Origin of the sequence: Lysinibacillus agricola, assembly GCF_016638705.1 — a bacterium.
GTDB classification, from domain to species: domain Bacteria; phylum Bacillota; class Bacilli; order Bacillales_A; family Planococcaceae; genus Lysinibacillus; species Lysinibacillus agricola.
In genome coordinates this window covers 1769180-1787183 of the sequence record NZ_CP067341.1, presented here as the reverse complement: position 1 = coordinate 1787183, position 18004 = coordinate 1769180, and the positions used below count along the sequence as shown (strand labels likewise).

At 39.5% G+C, this 18004-nt stretch carries 18 protein-coding genes; all 18 read right to left on the bottom strand.

What is annotated here, in order from left to right:
• Window positions 1–20: 20 nt before the first annotated feature.
• The 18 genes from lhaT to FJQ98_RS08430 all read right to left on the bottom strand — a co-directional run bounded on the left by lhaT (window position 21) and on the right by FJQ98_RS08430 (window position 17988).
• Window positions 21–617: a lipoprotein heptaprenylglyceryl N-acetyltransferase LhaT gene (gene lhaT, locus FJQ98_RS08515; protein WP_053593557.1), complete on the bottom strand. Its 597-nt coding sequence runs from the start codon at window positions 615–617 to the stop codon at window positions 21–23.
• Between the two features lie 846 nt (window positions 618–1463).
• Entirely contained in the window at window positions 1464–2258 is a 795-nt protein-coding gene (locus FJQ98_RS08510; protein ID WP_053593558.1) for a menaquinol-cytochrome c reductase cytochrome b/c subunit, read from the bottom strand.
• Between the two features lie 42 nt (window positions 2259–2300).
• Entirely contained in the window at window positions 2301–2975 is a 675-nt protein-coding gene (gene qcrB, locus FJQ98_RS08505) for a menaquinol-cytochrome c reductase cytochrome b subunit (protein ID WP_053593559.1), read from the bottom strand.
• Window positions 2976–2989: 14 nt separating this feature from the next.
• On the bottom strand, window positions 2990–3496 hold the full coding sequence (locus FJQ98_RS08500; RefSeq protein WP_053593560.1) for a Rieske (2Fe-2S) protein: 507 nt from the start codon (window positions 3494–3496) through the stop codon (window positions 2990–2992).
• A gap of 154 nt (window positions 3497–3650) precedes the next feature.
• Window positions 3651–4100 (bottom strand): DUF2487 family protein, encoded by a 450-nt coding sequence (locus tag FJQ98_RS08495; protein WP_053593561.1) that lies wholly within the window; start codon window positions 4098–4100, stop codon window positions 3651–3653.
• A 143-nt stretch (window positions 4101–4243) separates the two neighbouring features.
• Window positions 4244–4801: a ReoY family proteolytic degradation factor gene (locus tag FJQ98_RS08490; protein WP_053593562.1), complete on the bottom strand. Its 558-nt coding sequence runs from the start codon at window positions 4799–4801 to the stop codon at window positions 4244–4246.
• A 14-nt stretch (window positions 4802–4815) separates the two neighbouring features.
• Window positions 4816–6084 carry a tetratricopeptide repeat protein gene (locus tag FJQ98_RS08485; protein ID WP_082339882.1) on the bottom strand — a complete coding sequence of 423 codons (1269 nt, stop codon included), beginning with the start codon at window positions 6082–6084 and terminating at the stop codon, window positions 4816–4818.
• 264 nt (window positions 6085–6348) lie between these two features.
• Entirely contained in the window at window positions 6349–7635 is a 1287-nt protein-coding gene (aroA, locus tag FJQ98_RS08480) for a 3-phosphoshikimate 1-carboxyvinyltransferase (RefSeq protein ID WP_053593563.1), read from the bottom strand.
• 72 nt (window positions 7636–7707) lie between these two features.
• Entirely contained in the window at window positions 7708–8805 is a 1098-nt protein-coding gene (locus FJQ98_RS08475; protein WP_053593564.1) for a prephenate dehydrogenase, read from the bottom strand.
• Entirely contained in the window at window positions 8802–9902 is a 1101-nt protein-coding gene (hisC, locus tag FJQ98_RS08470) for a histidinol-phosphate transaminase (protein ID WP_053593565.1), read from the bottom strand. Before hisC ends, FJQ98_RS08475 begins: the two co-directional genes overlap by 4 nt.
• Before the next feature lie 18 nt (window positions 9903–9920).
• Window positions 9921–10289: a chorismate mutase gene (gene aroH, locus FJQ98_RS08465; RefSeq protein WP_053593566.1), complete on the bottom strand. Its 369-nt coding sequence runs from the start codon at window positions 10287–10289 to the stop codon at window positions 9921–9923.
• The gene (gene aroB, locus FJQ98_RS08460; RefSeq protein WP_053593567.1) at window positions 10286–11377 is read right to left on the bottom strand and encodes a 3-dehydroquinate synthase; all 1092 of its coding nucleotides are present in this window, start codon (window positions 11375–11377) and stop codon (window positions 10286–10288) included. Before aroB ends, aroH begins: the two co-directional genes overlap by 4 nt.
• A gap of 1 nt (window position 11378) precedes the next feature.
• A complete protein-coding gene (aroC, locus tag FJQ98_RS08455) occupies window positions 11379–12560 on the bottom strand; it encodes a chorismate synthase (protein ID WP_053593568.1) in 1182 nt (393 codons plus the stop codon).
• Window positions 12561–12956: 396 nt separating this feature from the next.
• Window positions 12957–13727 (bottom strand): CheR family methyltransferase, encoded by a 771-nt coding sequence (locus tag FJQ98_RS08450; RefSeq protein WP_053593569.1) that lies wholly within the window; start codon window positions 13725–13727, stop codon window positions 12957–12959.
• An 84-nt stretch (window positions 13728–13811) separates the two neighbouring features.
• Window positions 13812–14042 carry a hypothetical protein gene (locus FJQ98_RS08445; protein WP_053593570.1) on the bottom strand — a complete coding sequence of 77 codons (231 nt, stop codon included), beginning with the start codon at window positions 14040–14042 and terminating at the stop codon, window positions 13812–13814.
• Window positions 14043–14188: 146 nt separating this feature from the next.
• Window positions 14189–15814 (bottom strand): long-chain fatty acid--CoA ligase, encoded by a 1626-nt coding sequence (locus FJQ98_RS08440; protein WP_053593571.1) that lies wholly within the window; start codon window positions 15812–15814, stop codon window positions 14189–14191.
• Window positions 15815–16062: 248 nt separating this feature from the next.
• Complete coding sequence (locus tag FJQ98_RS08435; RefSeq protein ID WP_053593572.1) at window positions 16063–16824, bottom strand: 3-hydroxyacyl-CoA dehydrogenase; 762 nt, start codon at window positions 16822–16824, stop codon at window positions 16063–16065.
• A gap of 15 nt (window positions 16825–16839) precedes the next feature.
• On the bottom strand, window positions 16840–17988 hold the full coding sequence (locus FJQ98_RS08430) for a thiolase family protein (protein ID WP_053593573.1): 1149 nt from the start codon (window positions 17986–17988) through the stop codon (window positions 16840–16842).
• Window positions 17989–18004 lie beyond the last annotated feature (16 nt).

Here is an 18004-nt window from a genome sequence, read left to right as displayed (position 1 = left end):
ATAATTCTATAATCAATTACCTAATTCGGCAAATATTTGCGCCACCTAATTGAGAAGATGGCTAGAAAAATGCATGCTACTGATAACCAAAAAGTAAAATAACCAATATAGCTTGTATAATCTGCCAAATCACGGTACATTGGCATTTGTCCAAATACATAATCAATCACATCATTATGCAGTGTCCATACCGCTGCTACGGCAATATGCCAATATTTAAATACATATTTACCGAGATAAAGGATTGCTTGTACAGCCATCGCAAAATGTGAGCCCACAAGCATCCAGCCTTGCCAGCCAATAGATCCAGTTTCAAACAGTGTCCAAATATTCATAACATCAGCCCATAATCCATACTTCACTAGTGTGACAAGTGCTAGCACTTCCATCAGCGGCCAACTTTTGCCCATAATCCAAGCTAACAATACAAAACAAAAGAATAAGCTGGCTGTCGGACTATCCGGCACAAATATATAAAAAATTGGTTCCGTGACGGCAAGCTGTCCTCCATACCAATAATAACCGTAAATCGTTCCAAATAGATTGATAATAAGTAATAGTATTAAAAATGATTTATGTGTAAGGAGATACCAGATGTTTGCACGTGTAATTTGCATGATTTAAACTCCTTTATCTTCCGTCTTTACTAAGATGCCTTTTTCAACTGTTATTATGTATCAATAGTTTTTAATTTGCCACATTCTTTCTATTAATGAATATTAGCAGTGTTTTTTTGCTCATAACCATAATGCCGGGTTGATTTCCGTTCCGACTAGGCACTTTGTTGCTGTGCGAAAGCGTAGCGACAGCAACAAATGTTTTCTGCGCGAAAGCATAGCGTCAGCACAGGACGTGATGCTTTTAGCCCTCATTCCTCCGCCTGCTCGCTCCATGGTCTCATCTGTGACGCTGATCTCCAAGAAGTCGCCCAGTCTTCACTCCAATCAACTTATATATATAGCTTATGTATTAACCAATGTCATCCCTAAATGTTGGAGTATTACACACTATGTAGCACTACATAAATTCCGGTGAGTCCCCAGCCTCCTCGGTTTGTTCACACAAACACTGTTGGGTCTTGACTAGCCATTTTTTCGGCAGGAGTGACCGAGCATTTGCCTGTAACTTAAATAGTATGTATATCCTAATAAATATTATCAGGCGTGTTGATTAGGAAAAAAATAGGTTTATTATTGAGCGATAAAAGGATTTTTTCGTTACTATTTTGCTATTATATTTCCATTTTATTCGATTTCCGCTACGGGCTACTCTACTCCCGCAGGAAAGTGAGTAGCCCGTAGCGGAAATCAGCCTCTTCGAATTAATTCGAATGTATAAAATGGTTAATCAACACACCTGAAATATTATAGAAGTATTTTGCGGGAACTTTTTTGAAGCTGTAACAGTCACATTATTATAAGGTAGAAAAAAAGAGCCAGTTTCCTGACTCTTTTAAACTAGGCTTATTCTTTAGCCTTTAAGCTCGCAATAAATTCAGCTAATTGCTTCGCTTCTTCATCTGTACCTTGGAATTGACCACCTGGCATATTGCCGCGACCATTATGGATAATATCTTCAACTTCTTCAGCTGTTAGCTCGTTACCAAGTAATTTCGGAGCAGCTGGACCACCATTTAAGTCAGCGGCATGACAGCCGATACAAGTTTTAGCTTGTTCACCAGTGTCACCGTTCCAAATTGCAAATCCTGGAAGTGATTCATCAATATCAACATCAACTTCTTCTACGATTGCACCCATTGCTTTTTGAGCTTCCCAGTCATGGTTAACAACTGACTCCCATGTTAAGTAGAACATAGCAGCTAAAGTTAATAACATAAACGCTGTTGGTAACGGACGTTTAGATGGACGGCGTTCTGGACCTTTGTCTAAAAATGGCATTAATAATAGCGCCCCAAATGCAAGACCTGGAATTACAATTGCTCCAATAACATTGTATGGACCAGAAGCATATGAGTATTTTAATAATTGGTACATGAATAAGAAGTACCAGTCCGGTAACGGCACGTAAGCTCTTGTTGGATCAGCCGGCCCTTCAAGTGGTGATGGATGAGCAACTGTTAATAATAAATAAGCAATTAAAAATACAGCACCAACCATCCATTCTTTAAGTAAGAAGTTCGGCCAGAAAGCTTCCGTCTTACCTGGATATTCGGAATAATCCTTTGGAACGTTCGGCATTTTGTGATTCGCTTTAATACGAGAATCACCAACAAATTTCATTCCTTTTCCGCGATGCATTATGTCCCCTCCTTTAAAAAATCATCGAACCGTCAAGAACTATTACAACGGCCCTGAAATTCCTTGACGACGAATCATGATAAAGTGTGCTGCAAGTAACCCAAACAATACTGCAGGTAAGAAGAATACATGAATCGCAAAGAATCGTGTTAGCGTTTGAGCTCCAAGAATAGTTGAGTCTCCCGCTAATAAGATTTTAATCAGCTCACCGATAAACGGTACTGATGCAGCAATTTCGATACCTACTTTTGTAGCGAATAATGCTTTCATATCCCATGGTAATAAGTATCCTGTAAAACCAAGACCCATCATTACACCAAAAATACCTACACCAACCATCCAGTTTAATTCACGAGGTTTCTTATACGAACCCGTAAAGAATACACGAAGTGTATGTAAGAACATCATTACGATTACTAATGAAGCCCCCCAGTGGTGCATACCGCGTACGATTTCACCGAATGCTACTTCGTTTTGTAAATAATAAACTGATTTCCATGCATTCACTACATCTGGTACATAGTACATTGTTAAGAACATACCAGATAGTATTTGAATTACTGTGATGAAGAAAGTTAATCCTCCGAAACAGTAAACGAATGCTGAGAAATGATGTGCAGGGTTTACGTGCTCTGGCACTTCGTGGTCGGCAATATCACGCCAAATCGGTGTAATATCTAAACGTTCATCGACCCAATCATAAATTTTATTTAGCACTGTTTTGTACCCCCTTACTTAACTAGAGTATTTGCTTTAGTTGGACCAAGCCATAAGAAACCGTTTTTTTCTTGTACTTCATATTCATCCAACGGACCTGTAGGTGGTGTACCTGGAACGTTTTTACCGTTTTTCTCGTAACGTCCAGCGTGACAAGGACAGAAGAATTGATTCGGATGTGATGAATCTTCTTCCCAGCCAACCATACATCCTAAATGCTTACAAACAGGAGATAATGCAACTATTTGATCGCCTTCTTTGAAAACCCATGCTACGTTTGTTACATCTGATTTGTACCATGCGTCAACTTGTTCAAATTTTAAGTCAACTTTAACAGGTTTATCAGTAATATCAGCGATTTTATGCTCTGTCTGTACAAAATCCCCACCACCATGCTTTTGTAGTACTGGGTCTATTGCAAAACGAACCATCGGCATCAGCATACCTGCCGCCATAAAGCCACCTACACCAGTTAATGTATAGCTTAGGAATTGACGACGTGAAACTCGATTATTACTCATTTTTTTCCCCCCTCTAACTTAAAGGTCAGTCCAACGGACATGCTTTTACAAATAGTAATACTAGGACATATCTATGATATATCAAGTCCATAGCTTGGTCAATATAGCATTCTGTGGAAAGCTGGAGAATGTGAACATTTATTGAAACAAATTGTTAAATTTGTGCCCATTTGGTCGAAAGTATCGGAATCAATTGTCGCAATTGATCTTCGAGAATGGAGCTTTTCACACCTTTATCCATACTTTCTAACGGAATCGCTGGTAGCCAAATAATATTTACTTCATCTCCAATATTTGTCCAAGAATGGTCACAAGTAATGAAGAACACATGCTTAAAACCAGCATTATGTAATTGTGCCTCTAATTGCTTTGGCATTTCTTCGTCTTTTAACGTTGCACTATACGAAAATGGTGGCATTAATAATAGACGGCCTTTAAATTGTTGTTCGATAAAAGATGTGAGCGACAACAAAAAATCCGCCTCCGTACCACTCTGTTTCATTTTTTCAGAAGTCAAATCGACGGATACGAGTGGGACAATTGCTGTATCGATAAATTCCTTCTGTGCCATAAACGATGTCACATCGTTTGCATTAAAATACATCCAACAAACCTCCTTATTTCGCAAAAAATAAAAATGCCCTTCTCCACTCTTCAATAGGATAACCAATAAAAAGTGAAAACAATCATTCACTTGTTATGTTACCATATTGAGGTGGATAAAGGACATTCAATTTTTACCTATGACTAACGTAAATTAGCCGTTTCCTTCAAAGCTTGTAACAAATTAGACAATTCGTAAAAGCGCTCTTCATCTCCCTGGTCGAGGGCTTCATCAATCTGTGCGAGTAATTTTTCTTCTTGGAATACGAGTAAGCTGTTGGAAAGCAGCTCTTCTGCCAGTAAACGATCTTTTTCACTGACAATCAGTGCTTCCGGCATATAAGGGTTTTCTTCAAGAACTGCTAAGTATTGTGCACTTGGTGGTACATTTGGAAAATTCAATTGTATATACATATCTTCATGTTCATGTAAGCGTAGATCATGGAAAGATTTCTCAGCATCTGCTGTCATTACATTGCCTTTGTAAAAACGAAATGGCACACCTGTTGAGTCAACAGTTGACATTACCATTGCTCTAGGACAATAGTGAGCTTCTTCAACAAATCGAATTCGTTTTAATAACTCATCATTGCTTAATAAGTAATTCAAAATCCATACACACTCTCGACGTTTCAATTGATAATTTTTTAAAAACCATCTAACAAATGCTTTTTTGTCGACAACTGATACAGAAGCAGTCATACCCACTCCCTCCTTTACTCAAATTCTAAGGTTTCTAACTTCTCTTGCCACTCTAATTCACCTGGCTGAATAGTTATTAATTGACCGAGTACTTCTTTTGCTTCTGAACGCTTCCCTTCCTCTAACAAGAAATAAACATATTTCTCCAAAAATGCTGCGTCTTCCTTAAAATCATTATATGCCAAATGGTAAAATTCGTATGCACGGTCGTACAATTCTAAATTTTCATATGCATCCGCAGCAAATGGGTATAATGTGCTCCATTCAAAATCATTTTGTTGCAACGTTTCAAATAATTCTATTACATCCTCATAGCGCTCTTGCTGTGCCAATACTGAGATCAATGCTAATACTGCCTCCATGTATTCAGGATCTAACGCAATGGCTTCACGTAGATGCTGCTCGCCCTCAGCTGGCAAACCAGTTTTCAAGGCCATTTTACCAGCGAATAAGTATAGTGACTTATCGTATTCGTCACGCTTTAATCCTTCCATAATGGCAGCGTATGCTTTTTTATTGTCCTCAGTCATGGCATAGCTTTCGGCAAGCAATAAATAGGCAGAAAAATAATCAGGATCTAATTCTTTTAATTCCTCTAATTGTTTAATGGCCATTTCATATTTTCGTGATTGGAAGGCCGAGTATGCTGCACCAAATAAAACATCTGGCTTTACTTCATCCTCAAGTGCCTTTAAATAGTAATCCAAAGCTGTTTCATAGGCAGCCCCTGCACGATACACCTCAGCAAGTCGTTCAACAAGACTTACACCAGCAAATTCAACTTGTTGTTCATACAACTCTTCATATAATCTCGCAGCCTCTAAAAAACGACCAGTTTCAAATAAAAGTTCTGCTTTAGCAAATTGTAGTAATGGTTCGTCTGGTAATATAGCTAATGCTTCATTGATACGCATTTCCGCTACTTCAAATAACCCTTGCATTTGATAATAGTCCGCTAATACTAATAATGCTTGAGGATATTCTGGAGAAGCCTCCTCTACCTCTAATAAAAAATCTAACGCTTCATCTTCATCGCCAAGTTCCATTAAGACATTTGCACGATCAATTTTTAACTGTGCCTCTTCTGGGAATAAAAATTGCAAATGCTCCAGTACACGGTCTGCTTCCTTCATATATCCATACTGCATAAAAACTTCAGCTAGCGCGTAAATTTCTTCGGGTAACTCCTTCACTAAAAATGATTCAAGTAGCTGTTCAATTAATGCTAAGTCCCCTTGTTCAAGTGCTTGCATCATTTCAGTCATCGCATTGTTCACAGTCATTCACCTATTCTTTCATTGATACCTTTATGCTACAAAACATTTTCTTTCGAAACAAGAAAAAACTCCCCAAATGGCTTGGAGAGTCTAACAACAATTTCGCCTTGGCGTAATTGTTGCTGTCGCTTCGCTTTCGCACAGATAAACAACGCGTCCGGATTTTGAATTGTGCGGCACAATTCATTCCTTTGAAAATCCGTGACATCTGCCGGAAGCTATATCTTCATGCAGTAGGTGTTTGGTCACCCACTGCATGAAGATACGTTTTTACTTTACTTCTTCTATATGCTCGAAAAACGATGGGTAAGAAACAGCAATACACTCGGCGTCATCTAAAATTACTGCCCCATCTGTTATAAGTGCTGCAACAGCGCCCATCATTCCAATCCGATGGTCACCATAGGTTTTAAGGCCAGCGCCACGTAATGGAGTTGGTCCTTCAATAATCATTCCATCCTCAGTCGCTTCAATACTAGCACCTAGTTTTTTCAATTCATCCACTACAGCCGTTATTCGGTCTGTTTCCTTCACTTTTAACTCTTCGGCATCCTTAATAATAGTTTTGCCGTTTGCCTGTGTTGCTAATAAAGCGAGGATTGGGATTTCATCGATAAGACGAGGAATAATATCGCCCTCGATTGTAGTTCCTTTTAATGTTGACGTTTCAATTGTAATTGTTGCTGTCGGCTCTGATTGGCTATCTTCATACGGCATAAGTGTCATAGTTGCTCCCATATTTTGAAGCACTTCGATGATACCGTCTCGTGTTGGGTTAATTCCGACATTTTTTAGCATTATTTTACTTTTTTCACAGATAGCCCCTGCTACTAAGAAAAAGGCTGCAGATGAAATATCACCCGGAACAGAAACATGAGTCCCTGTTAGAGTTTGCCCTCCTTTAAATGATATAACACCATCCACCTCATCAACCTGTGCACCAAATTGACGAAGCATTCTCTCTGTATGATCTCGTGACACTTCAGTTTCTCGCACAATTGTAGTACCTTCAGCACGTAAACCCGCAAGTAAAATAGCTGACTTCACCTGTGCACTCGCAACAGGCATGTGGTAATCAATAGCTTGTAATGTTGTACCTTGAATGGCTAATGGCGTATATTGTCCATCTGCCCTTCCAGTAATGTGTGCACCCATTTGACGTAACGGATCAATAACACGGCGCATTGGTCGCTTTCCAATAGACGCATCCCCTATCATCACTGAATGTACAGTAGAACCAGCTAGAATCCCTAGCATTAAGCGTGTCGTCGTACCAGAGTTTCCTGTGTATAGTACCTCTGTAGGCTCTTGCCACCCATCTATACCTGGACTGTCAATGGATACATTTGTTCCTTCCACGTCAATTTTCACACCGAGCTTTCGGAAGCAATCAATTGTACTTAAACAATCCTCACCTAATAAAAAGCCGTCAACTGTCGTTTTACCCGTTGCAATAGCTCCAAACATAACGGAACGGTGAGAAACAGATTTATCACCAGGAATCGTTAACGTCCCTTGTAAGGAAGGTTTATCATATTGTAATACTTTTTCACTCATCGTTTTCTTCCCTCCAATATGAAGATAGAAAGCGCCGTAATTCCGACGCTTTCTTTTAAACAGGCACTTCGCCTATGAAATATATGTTTCATAATTAGCACGCTTTTGTATACACGTTGCTGCACGTTCACGGTCACTTTCGCTTTGTAAGCTAATAACAAGAATCCCAAAAACATCTTCACGTGACTCTACGATACGTAAATTCGTAATACTAATCTCTTCGTCTGCAAGCAAGCCAGTCACCTCAGAAATAACCCCCGGATAGTCAGGAACATCAACATATAAATCAAATGAGGTGAACATTGCTCCTGCACTAATCGGTAATTCATCCCTTAGCTCTTTGGCAACCGCAAAATAGTTTTCAATGTCATCTGAGCCACCATTTAAAAGCAGCTCCTTAACACGATTCATTTCGCTTTCCCAGCCTTCTAGCTGTGCAATTAGCTCATCACGATTTTGTAATGTAATATCTCGCCATAAAATCGGATTGGACGAGGCAATACGCGTTACATCACGGAAGCCACCTGCAGCAAGCGAACGTGTCATCGGATACTCTCCATTTTCTCCGCCCAACTGATGCACAAGAGAAGCAGCAACGACATGTGGAAAGTGACTCACTACAGCTGTCATATGATCATGCTCACGAGCAGATACACTAACAACTTTTGCGTGTGTAAATTTTAATAGACTTTCAAGCTGTGCCATATGGACAATTTCTTCACCAGCGAGTGGTGTTAGCATATAATACGCATTTTCAAAAAGGTGGGCCTTCGCAGCTAATACACCACTTTTATGTGAACCTGCCATTGGGTGTCCACCAATAAAGGTAATGCCTAACTCACGTAATTCCCCAGCCTTTTGCATAATCATTTTTTTTGTACTACCTGTATCTGTTACGATTACTTTATTTTTTAACGGCCATGTTTTTAATTGTTCCATCCATTCAAGTGTTGCGTTGACGGGAGTGCCAAAAATAATGACATCTACATCAGCCGCAACTTCTTTTGGATCTGTCACAATATCATGAACAATATTTAACGTTTTTGCATGCTCACGTGTTTTTGCATCCATATCAAAGCCAATAATTTTTGTTTCTGGTGCCTTTTGTAATGCCAAGGAAATCGAGCCTCCAATAAGGCCTAGCCCAATTACGAGCACTTTGCGTGTCATGCAAAAACTCCTTGCTCTTTTAGGACATTCTCAAGATGGCCTAGTAATGCCTCATTTTGAGCCTCTGTACCGATTGTCACACGGATAAATCCAGGTAATCCTAACGCATTTCCACTACGGATTATAAAGCCTCGTTTCATCAGCTCATCGAAAACAACATCACTATCAGCATTCGTATTAAAGAAAATAAAGTTCGTATCAGAAGGGTAGTATTGCAAATTATGTTTTTCACAGAATTCAATATATTGTTTTTTGCCTGTTTCATTTACTTCACGGCAAGCTTTTATATATTCTTGGTCACTTAAAGCGATTGTCGCAACTGCTTGACTTAAAATTGTATTATTAAATGGCGCTCTTACTGGATCTAGTTTAGCAATCACGTCTGGTTGCCCAATTGCATAACCAACTCGGAAAGACGCAAGACCATATGCTTTTGAGAATGTACGCATTAATAGTATATTCGGAAACTCGTCAATTAACGGTAGCGTATTTTTATGACCAGGATGCGTTACGTATTCGATATATGCTTCATCTAATACTACTAGCACATCAGATGGTACTTTAGCTAAAAATACACGTAATTCAACATCAGGTATCACAACACCTGTTGGATTATTTGGACTACAAACCCAAACGATCGATGTATTATCATCAATTGCCTCTACCATTGCATCTAAATCATGTGCACCTTCGATACAAGGAACTTTGCGTACCTCTGCGCCTTCTATTTCAGCATTGTGCCAGTATTGAGAGAAGGATGGATCTGCCATCACTGTGTTTACACCTGGATACAACAATGCACGAGTAATAATGGCAATGATATCGTCGGAGCCGTTACCAAAAAGAAGCTGTGTTTCTTTGACACCTAGATGATTTGCAACAGCTGTACGTAAATTTTGCGCATAGCCGTCTGGATAGATAGCATGATTTACTGAATTATTTTGTAAATAAGCTGTTATCTTAGGTGAGCACCCAAATGGGTTTTCATTAGATGCTAATTTTACGACTTCTTGTAAGCCATATTCACGTTGAACTTCTTCAATTGGTTTACCAGGCTTATATGCTTGCATACCGTCCAATTGTTGTTTCCATTTCATCTCAAACATCTCCTCTAATTATTTAGCTTGGGCTAAATCTGGTCTTAATTTCACTGCATCATTGAGATACAAGTGTTTTACGTCCTTTTGTGCCACTTCCACATTCGCATGTATTAATACACGAATACAAAGTGGCAATGCGTTCGGCACGTCCATTTCATGCGTACACATGACAGGTACATATTGCCACCCGTCCATTAACCGTACAGCACGTGCCGGAAATGCTGACGTAATATCAGGCGTTGTGGATATAAGTATGGAAGTAATATCATCTACGTCCACATTATTTGCCGCTACTACTTCACGTACTAACCTTGCTGTCTCATCCCATACAAGCTCTGGCTTGTCAGATTCTATTGTAATTGCTCCTCTAAGTCCACGAATCATACAAGCACCTCCGCTAATAGCTGTCGGAATTCGGCATCTACTTCTTTGCACTCTGCTAAATCAATTGGTTGCACGAAAGGTTTACCAATTTTCTCCAACAACACAAATTGTAAAATACCATACTCCGCTTTTTTATCTTTCATTAAATACTCTGTTAACTGTTCAAAGGTATATTCTTTCACAGCTTCAAATGGATAGCCATTCTTCACTGCGAATTGCAAAAATGCTGTAGTGAAGTTACGGTCTAATTCACCGTATCGTTCACTTAATAATAAACAATATACGAGACCAATCATTACAGCCTCTCCATGCGCTACTTTTCCATAACCAGCAGCCGCTTCAATGGCATGCCCATAAGTATGGCCTAAGTTTAAAAATTTCCGCACGGATTGCTCGGTTTCGTCCTCTGCTACGATTTGCGCCTTCACTTCAATACCTTTTCTAAGCTGCTTCGCTAATTCTTCTGTGTTAAAATGAATAACTGTCTCTGCAGCCATTAATTCCTCTAACCACGCTGCATTAGAAATCATCGCATGCTTGATCACTTCTGCTGTTCCTGAACGTATTTCGCGCTCAGGTAAACTTTCGATAAATACAGTATCGTAAATAACTCCCTCAGGTTGATAAAACGCACCAATCATATTCTTACCTAGTGGATGGTTAATAGCTGTTTTACCGCCTACTGCTGAGTCATGTGCTAAAATCGTTGTCGGGATTTGAATAAACGGTATCCCACGCATATAGGTGGCAGCAACAAAGCCTGTTAAATCTCCTACAGCACCTCCACCGAATGCAAAAATAAATGATTTCCGTGAGCATTTTTGTTCAAGTAAAAATGTTTGTGCTGCATTGTATTGTTCAAAGGTTTTACATGCCTCACCACCTGGTAAGACAAAGACCTCAAAATGATAAGGGAAATTAGCCTTGAAATAATCTCCTTGCACTGCCCATACATTAGCATCCGTAAACACAATGAGCTTATCCGCTTTTTGAAGCTTATCATCAAATGCTTTTACTGCCTCTGCTAAAAATTTATGACCAAGGACAACCTCATATTGATGCGATTTCGTTGCTACTGGTACTCGCATATTAGAACCCCTTTGTATAACGACGCTGTTCGTCGATTTGAGCTTTTAGTTGAGGTAATTGATCGCTATGGAACTGTTCCAATATTGCATTTGCTATTTCCCAGGCAATAACGTGCTCAGCAACAACTGATGCTGCTGGTACAGCACAGCTATCCGAGCGCTCTACACTAGCTTTAAACGGCTCTTTCGTTTCAATATCAACGCTTTGTAACGGTTTATATAATGTAGGGATTGGTTTCATTACACCACGTACGACAATTGGCATTCCAGTAGACATTCCACCTTCTAAACCACCAAGTCGATTTGTTGCACGTGTATAGCCTTCTTCCTCTGACCAAATGATTTCATCATGTACTTCAGAGCCTTTACGGCGTGCCATTTCAAACCCAATTCCAAATTCAACACCTTTAAATGCATTGATAGATAGCATTGCAGCTGCTAGTTTCGAATCTAGCTTACGATCATAATGAACATATGATCCAACACCAGCTGGCATTCCTTCCACGATGACTTCAACAACGCCACCAATTGAGTCACCAGCTTTTTTCGCTTCATCAATCGCCGCTACCATTTTTGCAGATGCCTCTGGGTCAACGCAATAGCAAGGATCTGCTTCAACAATGGCACGAATTTCATCTACAGATTTCCCTTCTACTAAGGAAGTATCTGCCTTAATACCAACGATTTCTGTTACATGTGCCACAATGGAAATACCTAATTCATTTAATAACGCTTTTGCAACAGATCCTACTGCTACACGAACAGTTGTCTCACGTGCTGAAGAACGCTCTAACACATTACGTAAATCACGGTGTCCATATTTCATGCCACCTACTAAATCCGCATGTCCTGGACGTGGACGTGAAATTTGACGTTTGATATCTTCAGGATTTACATCTTCTCCTAATGGCTCTGCTCCCATAATTTTTGTCCAGTGCTTCCAGTCATCATTTGTGACTACGAGTGCTACAGGGGAACCAAGTGTTTGTCCGTGACGAACACCGGCAACTATTTCCACTGTATCCGTTTCGATTTGCATACGGCGACCACGTCCATGTCCTCCTTGGCGACGTTTTAAATCGTGGTTAATTTTTTCTGCTGTAATTGGTAAGAGTGACGGTAAGCCCTCAATAATTGTTGTTAGTTGGGGGCCGTGTGACTCTCCCGCTGTTAAGTAACGCATAAACGCTTTCTCCCTTCAACTCGCTAAAGTATGTATTTTTCACTATAACATATATTTTCTAAAAAAACAGTTCTTTTGCAAATGTCTTTAAGTCTCGTTTTAATTGTTTGCAAATTTTAAATTATTCTAGCAATTTATAAACTAAAAAGTTTTCAGCACATCATTTTTAACCCATTTCACCGCTTTGTTAAATTCGAATATTCTGAACGATTTGTGTAAAAAAATATTTAGACATCCTATATTCGCTACACTACTGAAATGAAGTGCTTACTTATAAAAAATACGCTTTTTGCTTTTACAAGCGAAAAGCGTACGATTATCTATGTCTGAAGCCTTAAAAATATGTACATGACATTCATGTTGTCTACTGTACGAATGCTTTTCTCATATTATTAACTATTTTCGTCTATAGAAAAATGTATCTTCTACTTCAAACTCATAACGAGATGGATTAAAGATTTGCTCCGTTGATCCAACAAATAATATCCCATCCTTGCGCAATGCTTTACTAAAATTCGCATAAATCTGATCCTTTGCTTCTTCAGTAAAATAAATCATAACATTGCGGCAAACAATTAAATCATAATTAGAATCGTAATGGTCATTAAGTAAATTTTGCTTCTTAAAAGTCACACAACGTTTAATCTCATCCTTGACCCTATAAAAGGAACCTTCTTGCTCAAAATACTTGGCTTTAATATCACTCGGCACTTCTGCTAATGAGCGCTCTGGATACACACCTAATTTCGCCTTTTGAATAACATTCTCATCAAGATCAGTAGCAACGATTTGAATCTGAGATAATGGTACTAATTGAGATAATACCATGACTAAAGAATAAGGTTCTTCACCTGTTGAACAAGCAGCACTCCAAATTTTTAAACGCTTATTAGATTGCAGTAATTTTGGAAATATTTTTTTCTGCAATACTTCCCAGCGCTTCCCATTGCGATAAAATTCGGAAACATTGATCGTCATGCGATCTAAAAACTCATTCATTAAATCACGATCTTGTTCAAGTGCCTTTAGAAAGTCCACAAAATTACGATATCCCTTTTTCTCATACAGAGATGTTAATCGTCTTTTCATTTGCGCTTCTTTATATAATGCTAAATCTATTCCTGTTTTGCGCTTAATACCTTCTATAAACTGTTCATAATCAGACATACGGTTTTCTTCCCCTCTAGCGTCGTATTTCCATTATAGCGGAAAAGTGTCATTCCTGAAATAGTCTTTCACATGTATTCCAAGTTACTTAGTTGAGTTTTGCTTTTCCTCTAATAATAACATTTTGGACTGCTCTAATTCTAGGCGCATTTTTTCTGTTTCCACCGTATACGTTTCTAATCTGAGCTTTTCTAGCTCCACTTCCTTCTCAATAGCTTTTAATTTAATTTTTTGTTTTCTTGTATGTGCATCCGTAAAAATACCTGCTAAAGAAATAATTACCCCTCCAATAATCGCAACCACCGCAATTGACACACGTCCACATCCTCTCATTAATAATGATTATACGGCAAAATGGAAAAATAGTTTCATTTTTCTTTCCATTCTTTCATCAATTTAACTAAATTATTCTCAATAAAAAAATGAAGGTAGTTAGTCACCACCTTCATCTTTCTAGTCAACTAAACCTCAACTCGATAATCCTTTAAATCTTCTCGCAATTTTATCTTCATGAATTTTCCTACAGAGGTTTTAGGTACCTCATCTAAAAATACAACATCATCAGGAATCCATGTTTTATGGAATTGCGATTGTAAATCATCTAATAACTCTGATTTCGTAATGGCATCCTTAAATTCAGGCTTTGGTACAACACATGCTAGAGGTCGTTCAATCCATTTTTCATGTGGAATTGCTATAACAGCAGCTTCAAACACTTTAGGATGTGACATTAAAGCATTTTCAAGCTCCACTGAAGAAATCCATTCTCCACCGCTCTTAATTAAATCCTTTGTACGATCTGTAATTTTAATATAACCATCTACTGTCACTACCGCAATATCACCAGTGTAGAGCCAGCCATCTTTAAAGGCTTCCTTTGTTCGTTCATCGTTATAATACTCGGCAGCAATCCATGGGCCCCTAATTGTCAATTCGCCCATTGTTTTGCCATCCCAAGGTACTTCACCATTTTCATTGACTACGCGTGTCTCAATGAGCGGCACTGTTATTCCCTGCGTAATACGAACGTCCATTTTTTCATCCAACGTATAATCTTGCATATGTGTTAAATACGTCGATACGCTAACAAGTGGCGACGTCTCGGTCATACCGTAGCCCGTCATGTAAGGAATTTTAAGCTCCTCCTCAAAGCCACGAACTAGACCGAGCGGCGATGCTGAACCACCACATACAATCAACCGTATCGAAGACAAATCACGAGGATTTTTGCGTTGCTCCTGTAATACCCCAAGCCAAATTGTCGGTACTCCAGCAGTCAACGTTACCTTATATGTTTCAAATAAATCAAGTAATAGCTGCGGTGTAAACATTGGCCCAGGAAGCACCTGTGTAGCACCAAATAATACACCAGCGAACGGAAATCCCCACGCATTCGCATGAAACATTGGTACGACAGGTAGTAAAACATCAGCCTCACCTATTGCAATACTATCGGAGATTCCTGCTGCCATAGTATGGAGGACAATACTACGATGAGTATACACCACACCCTTTGGCATTCCTGTAGTCGCACTTGTGTAGCACATGCCAGCAGGTGTATTTTCATCTAAATTATCCGGGAATCTAAAATCATCATTTGCCTCTTCGAGTAATGCCTCATAAGAAAGGGCATTCGGTAATGGGATGTCTTCTAGCACAACAGTATCTCCCATTACGATAAAATGCTTTACTGATTTAAGTTGTGAGACAATCGGTGCTATAAGTGGAACTAAGTTATCATCAATTAGTAATATTTCATCTTCTGCATGATTAATTACATAAACAATATGCTCAGGCGCTAATCGAATATTAATCATATGCAATACAGCTCCTGCACATGGGACTGCAAAATACGCTTCTAAATGGCGGTGGTGATTCCAAGCAAAGGTACCTACCTTCATACCTCGCTCCATCCCTAGCTTTGTAAGGGCATCTGCTAATTTACGAGTCCGTTTTACATATTCTTTATAGGTAAACTCGTGAATTGTTGTAGGGCTTGTCCGCGAATATATTTTTTTCGCATGAAAAAATCGTTCTGCTCGATCCAAAAAACTTGTTAATAATAAAGGTGTATCCATCATATTCATAACAACGCTCCCCTTTGTTCATAAAATTTTTGAAACGTCCAAGGCTGACTGCTGCTACCAACAAATACATATGAAACAAGATATACTGATAAACCTTTTTTTTGGCTCGCTATCCGCAGACAAACACCGTTCCACATCAAACCTTCATGAAGGCGTAATCACAGGAAGATGGTTTTAGCCCTCCTCATCCTTTAGCCCTTTGTAAGGTCTTTCTTTTTTAGCAGGAGTCAAGCACCTTCTTGTTACCCTTATTTTGGCTGCATACGAATCGCGCCGTCCAAGCGGATTACTTCACCATTTAACAAACCATTTTTGATAATACTTTCGACCAATAGCGCATATTCTGATGGCTTACCAAGTCGTTTTGGGAACGGAGTCATTTGGGCAAGCGCTGTTCTTGCTGGCTCTGGTAACGATGCAAACATTGGTGTTTCTACTAACCCTGGAGCAATAGTCATAACACGTACACCGATTTCAGCAAGCTCCCTGGCAATCGGTAACGTCATCGCTGCCACACCACCCTTTGATGCGCTATATGCTGCTTGGCCTATTTGCCCATCAAATGCTGCCACAGATGCAGTATTAATAATAACGCCACGCTGACCATCCTCGTTTGGCTCATTATGTTGCATTTTCTCAGCTACTAGGCGAATAACATTGAAAGTACCAATTAAATTGACAGAAATCACCTTTTCAAATAAATCGAGGGCATGTACACCTCGCTTTGAAAGTACTTTACTTGCATCAGCAATTCCAGCACAATTCACGGTGACATTAATGGACCCAAATCTTGCTACTGCTTGCTCAAGCCCTGCCGCTACATCAGCTTCTTTTGTTACATCAACACGTGCATATTGGACATTCTCCCCTAACTCCTCCACTAGTGCATGTCCTCGCTCGTCATTAAGATCAAAAATTACTGCTTTGCCACCTTCTGCAACAATTTTGCGAACAGTAGCCTCCCCTAAGCCAGATGCTCCTCCTGTTACTACTGCTATTACTTCCTTCATCAAACACAACCCCTTTTACATTTTTTCTATAATAGTGGCATTCGCCATTCCCATACCTTCACAAATTGCAAGTAAGCCATAACGTAAATTTTCCCGTTCCATTCTGTATAGCATCGTTGTTAACAGTTTTGTACCAGTCGCTCCTAATGGATGCCCTAATGCAATTGCTCCTCCATCTGGATTTAATTTATTTGGATCTGCGCCAATTTCATGCAACCAAACAAGTGGTACTGGCGCAAAAGCTTCATTCACTTCATACGTATCAATTTCTTCTATCGTAAGACCTGAACGTTCTAGCGCTTGTCTAGTTGCCTCAATTGGACCAGTTAGCATTAACGTCGGATCTGAGCCAACAACAACCCTTGTAACAATTTTAGCAAGCGGTCGGATGCCAAGCTCCTGTGCCTTTTCTAAAGACATAACAACTACTGCTGAGGCACCATCACTCATTTGACTTGCATTACCAGCTGATATCACACCATCTTCCTGGAAAACAGTTTTTAGTCCATTTAATTTATCAACTGTCGTTTCTACCCGAGGTCCTTCATCAACAGAAAACGTTGTAACTGAGCCATCTTCTTGCGTAACTTGGACAGGTAGTATTTCCTTTTTAAAATGGCTCGCCTCAATAGCAGCTAATGCTCGTCTATGACTATTGTAAGCATAGTTATTTAGCTGTTTCTTTGACAAGTTCCATTTTTCCGCTATTTTCTCGGCTGATAACCCTTGATGTATAATTGTATAGTTATCTTGTAAGCGTTTACCTGCATGGGCACCCTTCATGTTAGAACCCATTGACACCCTCGTCATGCTTTCAACCCCACCAGCAATAACAATGTCCATATCGCCTGCTAAAATGGCCTGTGCTGCAAAATGTACAGCCTGCTGACTTGAACCACATTGACGATCAATTGTCACACCTGGGACAGTCTCTGGAAAACCTGCCATTAACAATGCAGTACGGGCTATATTTGCTCCCTGTTCAGCTGTTTGCGTCACACAGCCAAAAATAACATCCTCCACTTGTTCCTTTTCAATCCCAGCTCGATGAACAACCTCCTGCAGCACATCTGCCGCTAAGTCATCTGCTCGAACATTGCTTAATGCCCCTTTGCTCCTGCCAACTGCTGTACGAACAGCTGCAACAATCACTACTTCTCTCATTTTAAAACCCCTTTGC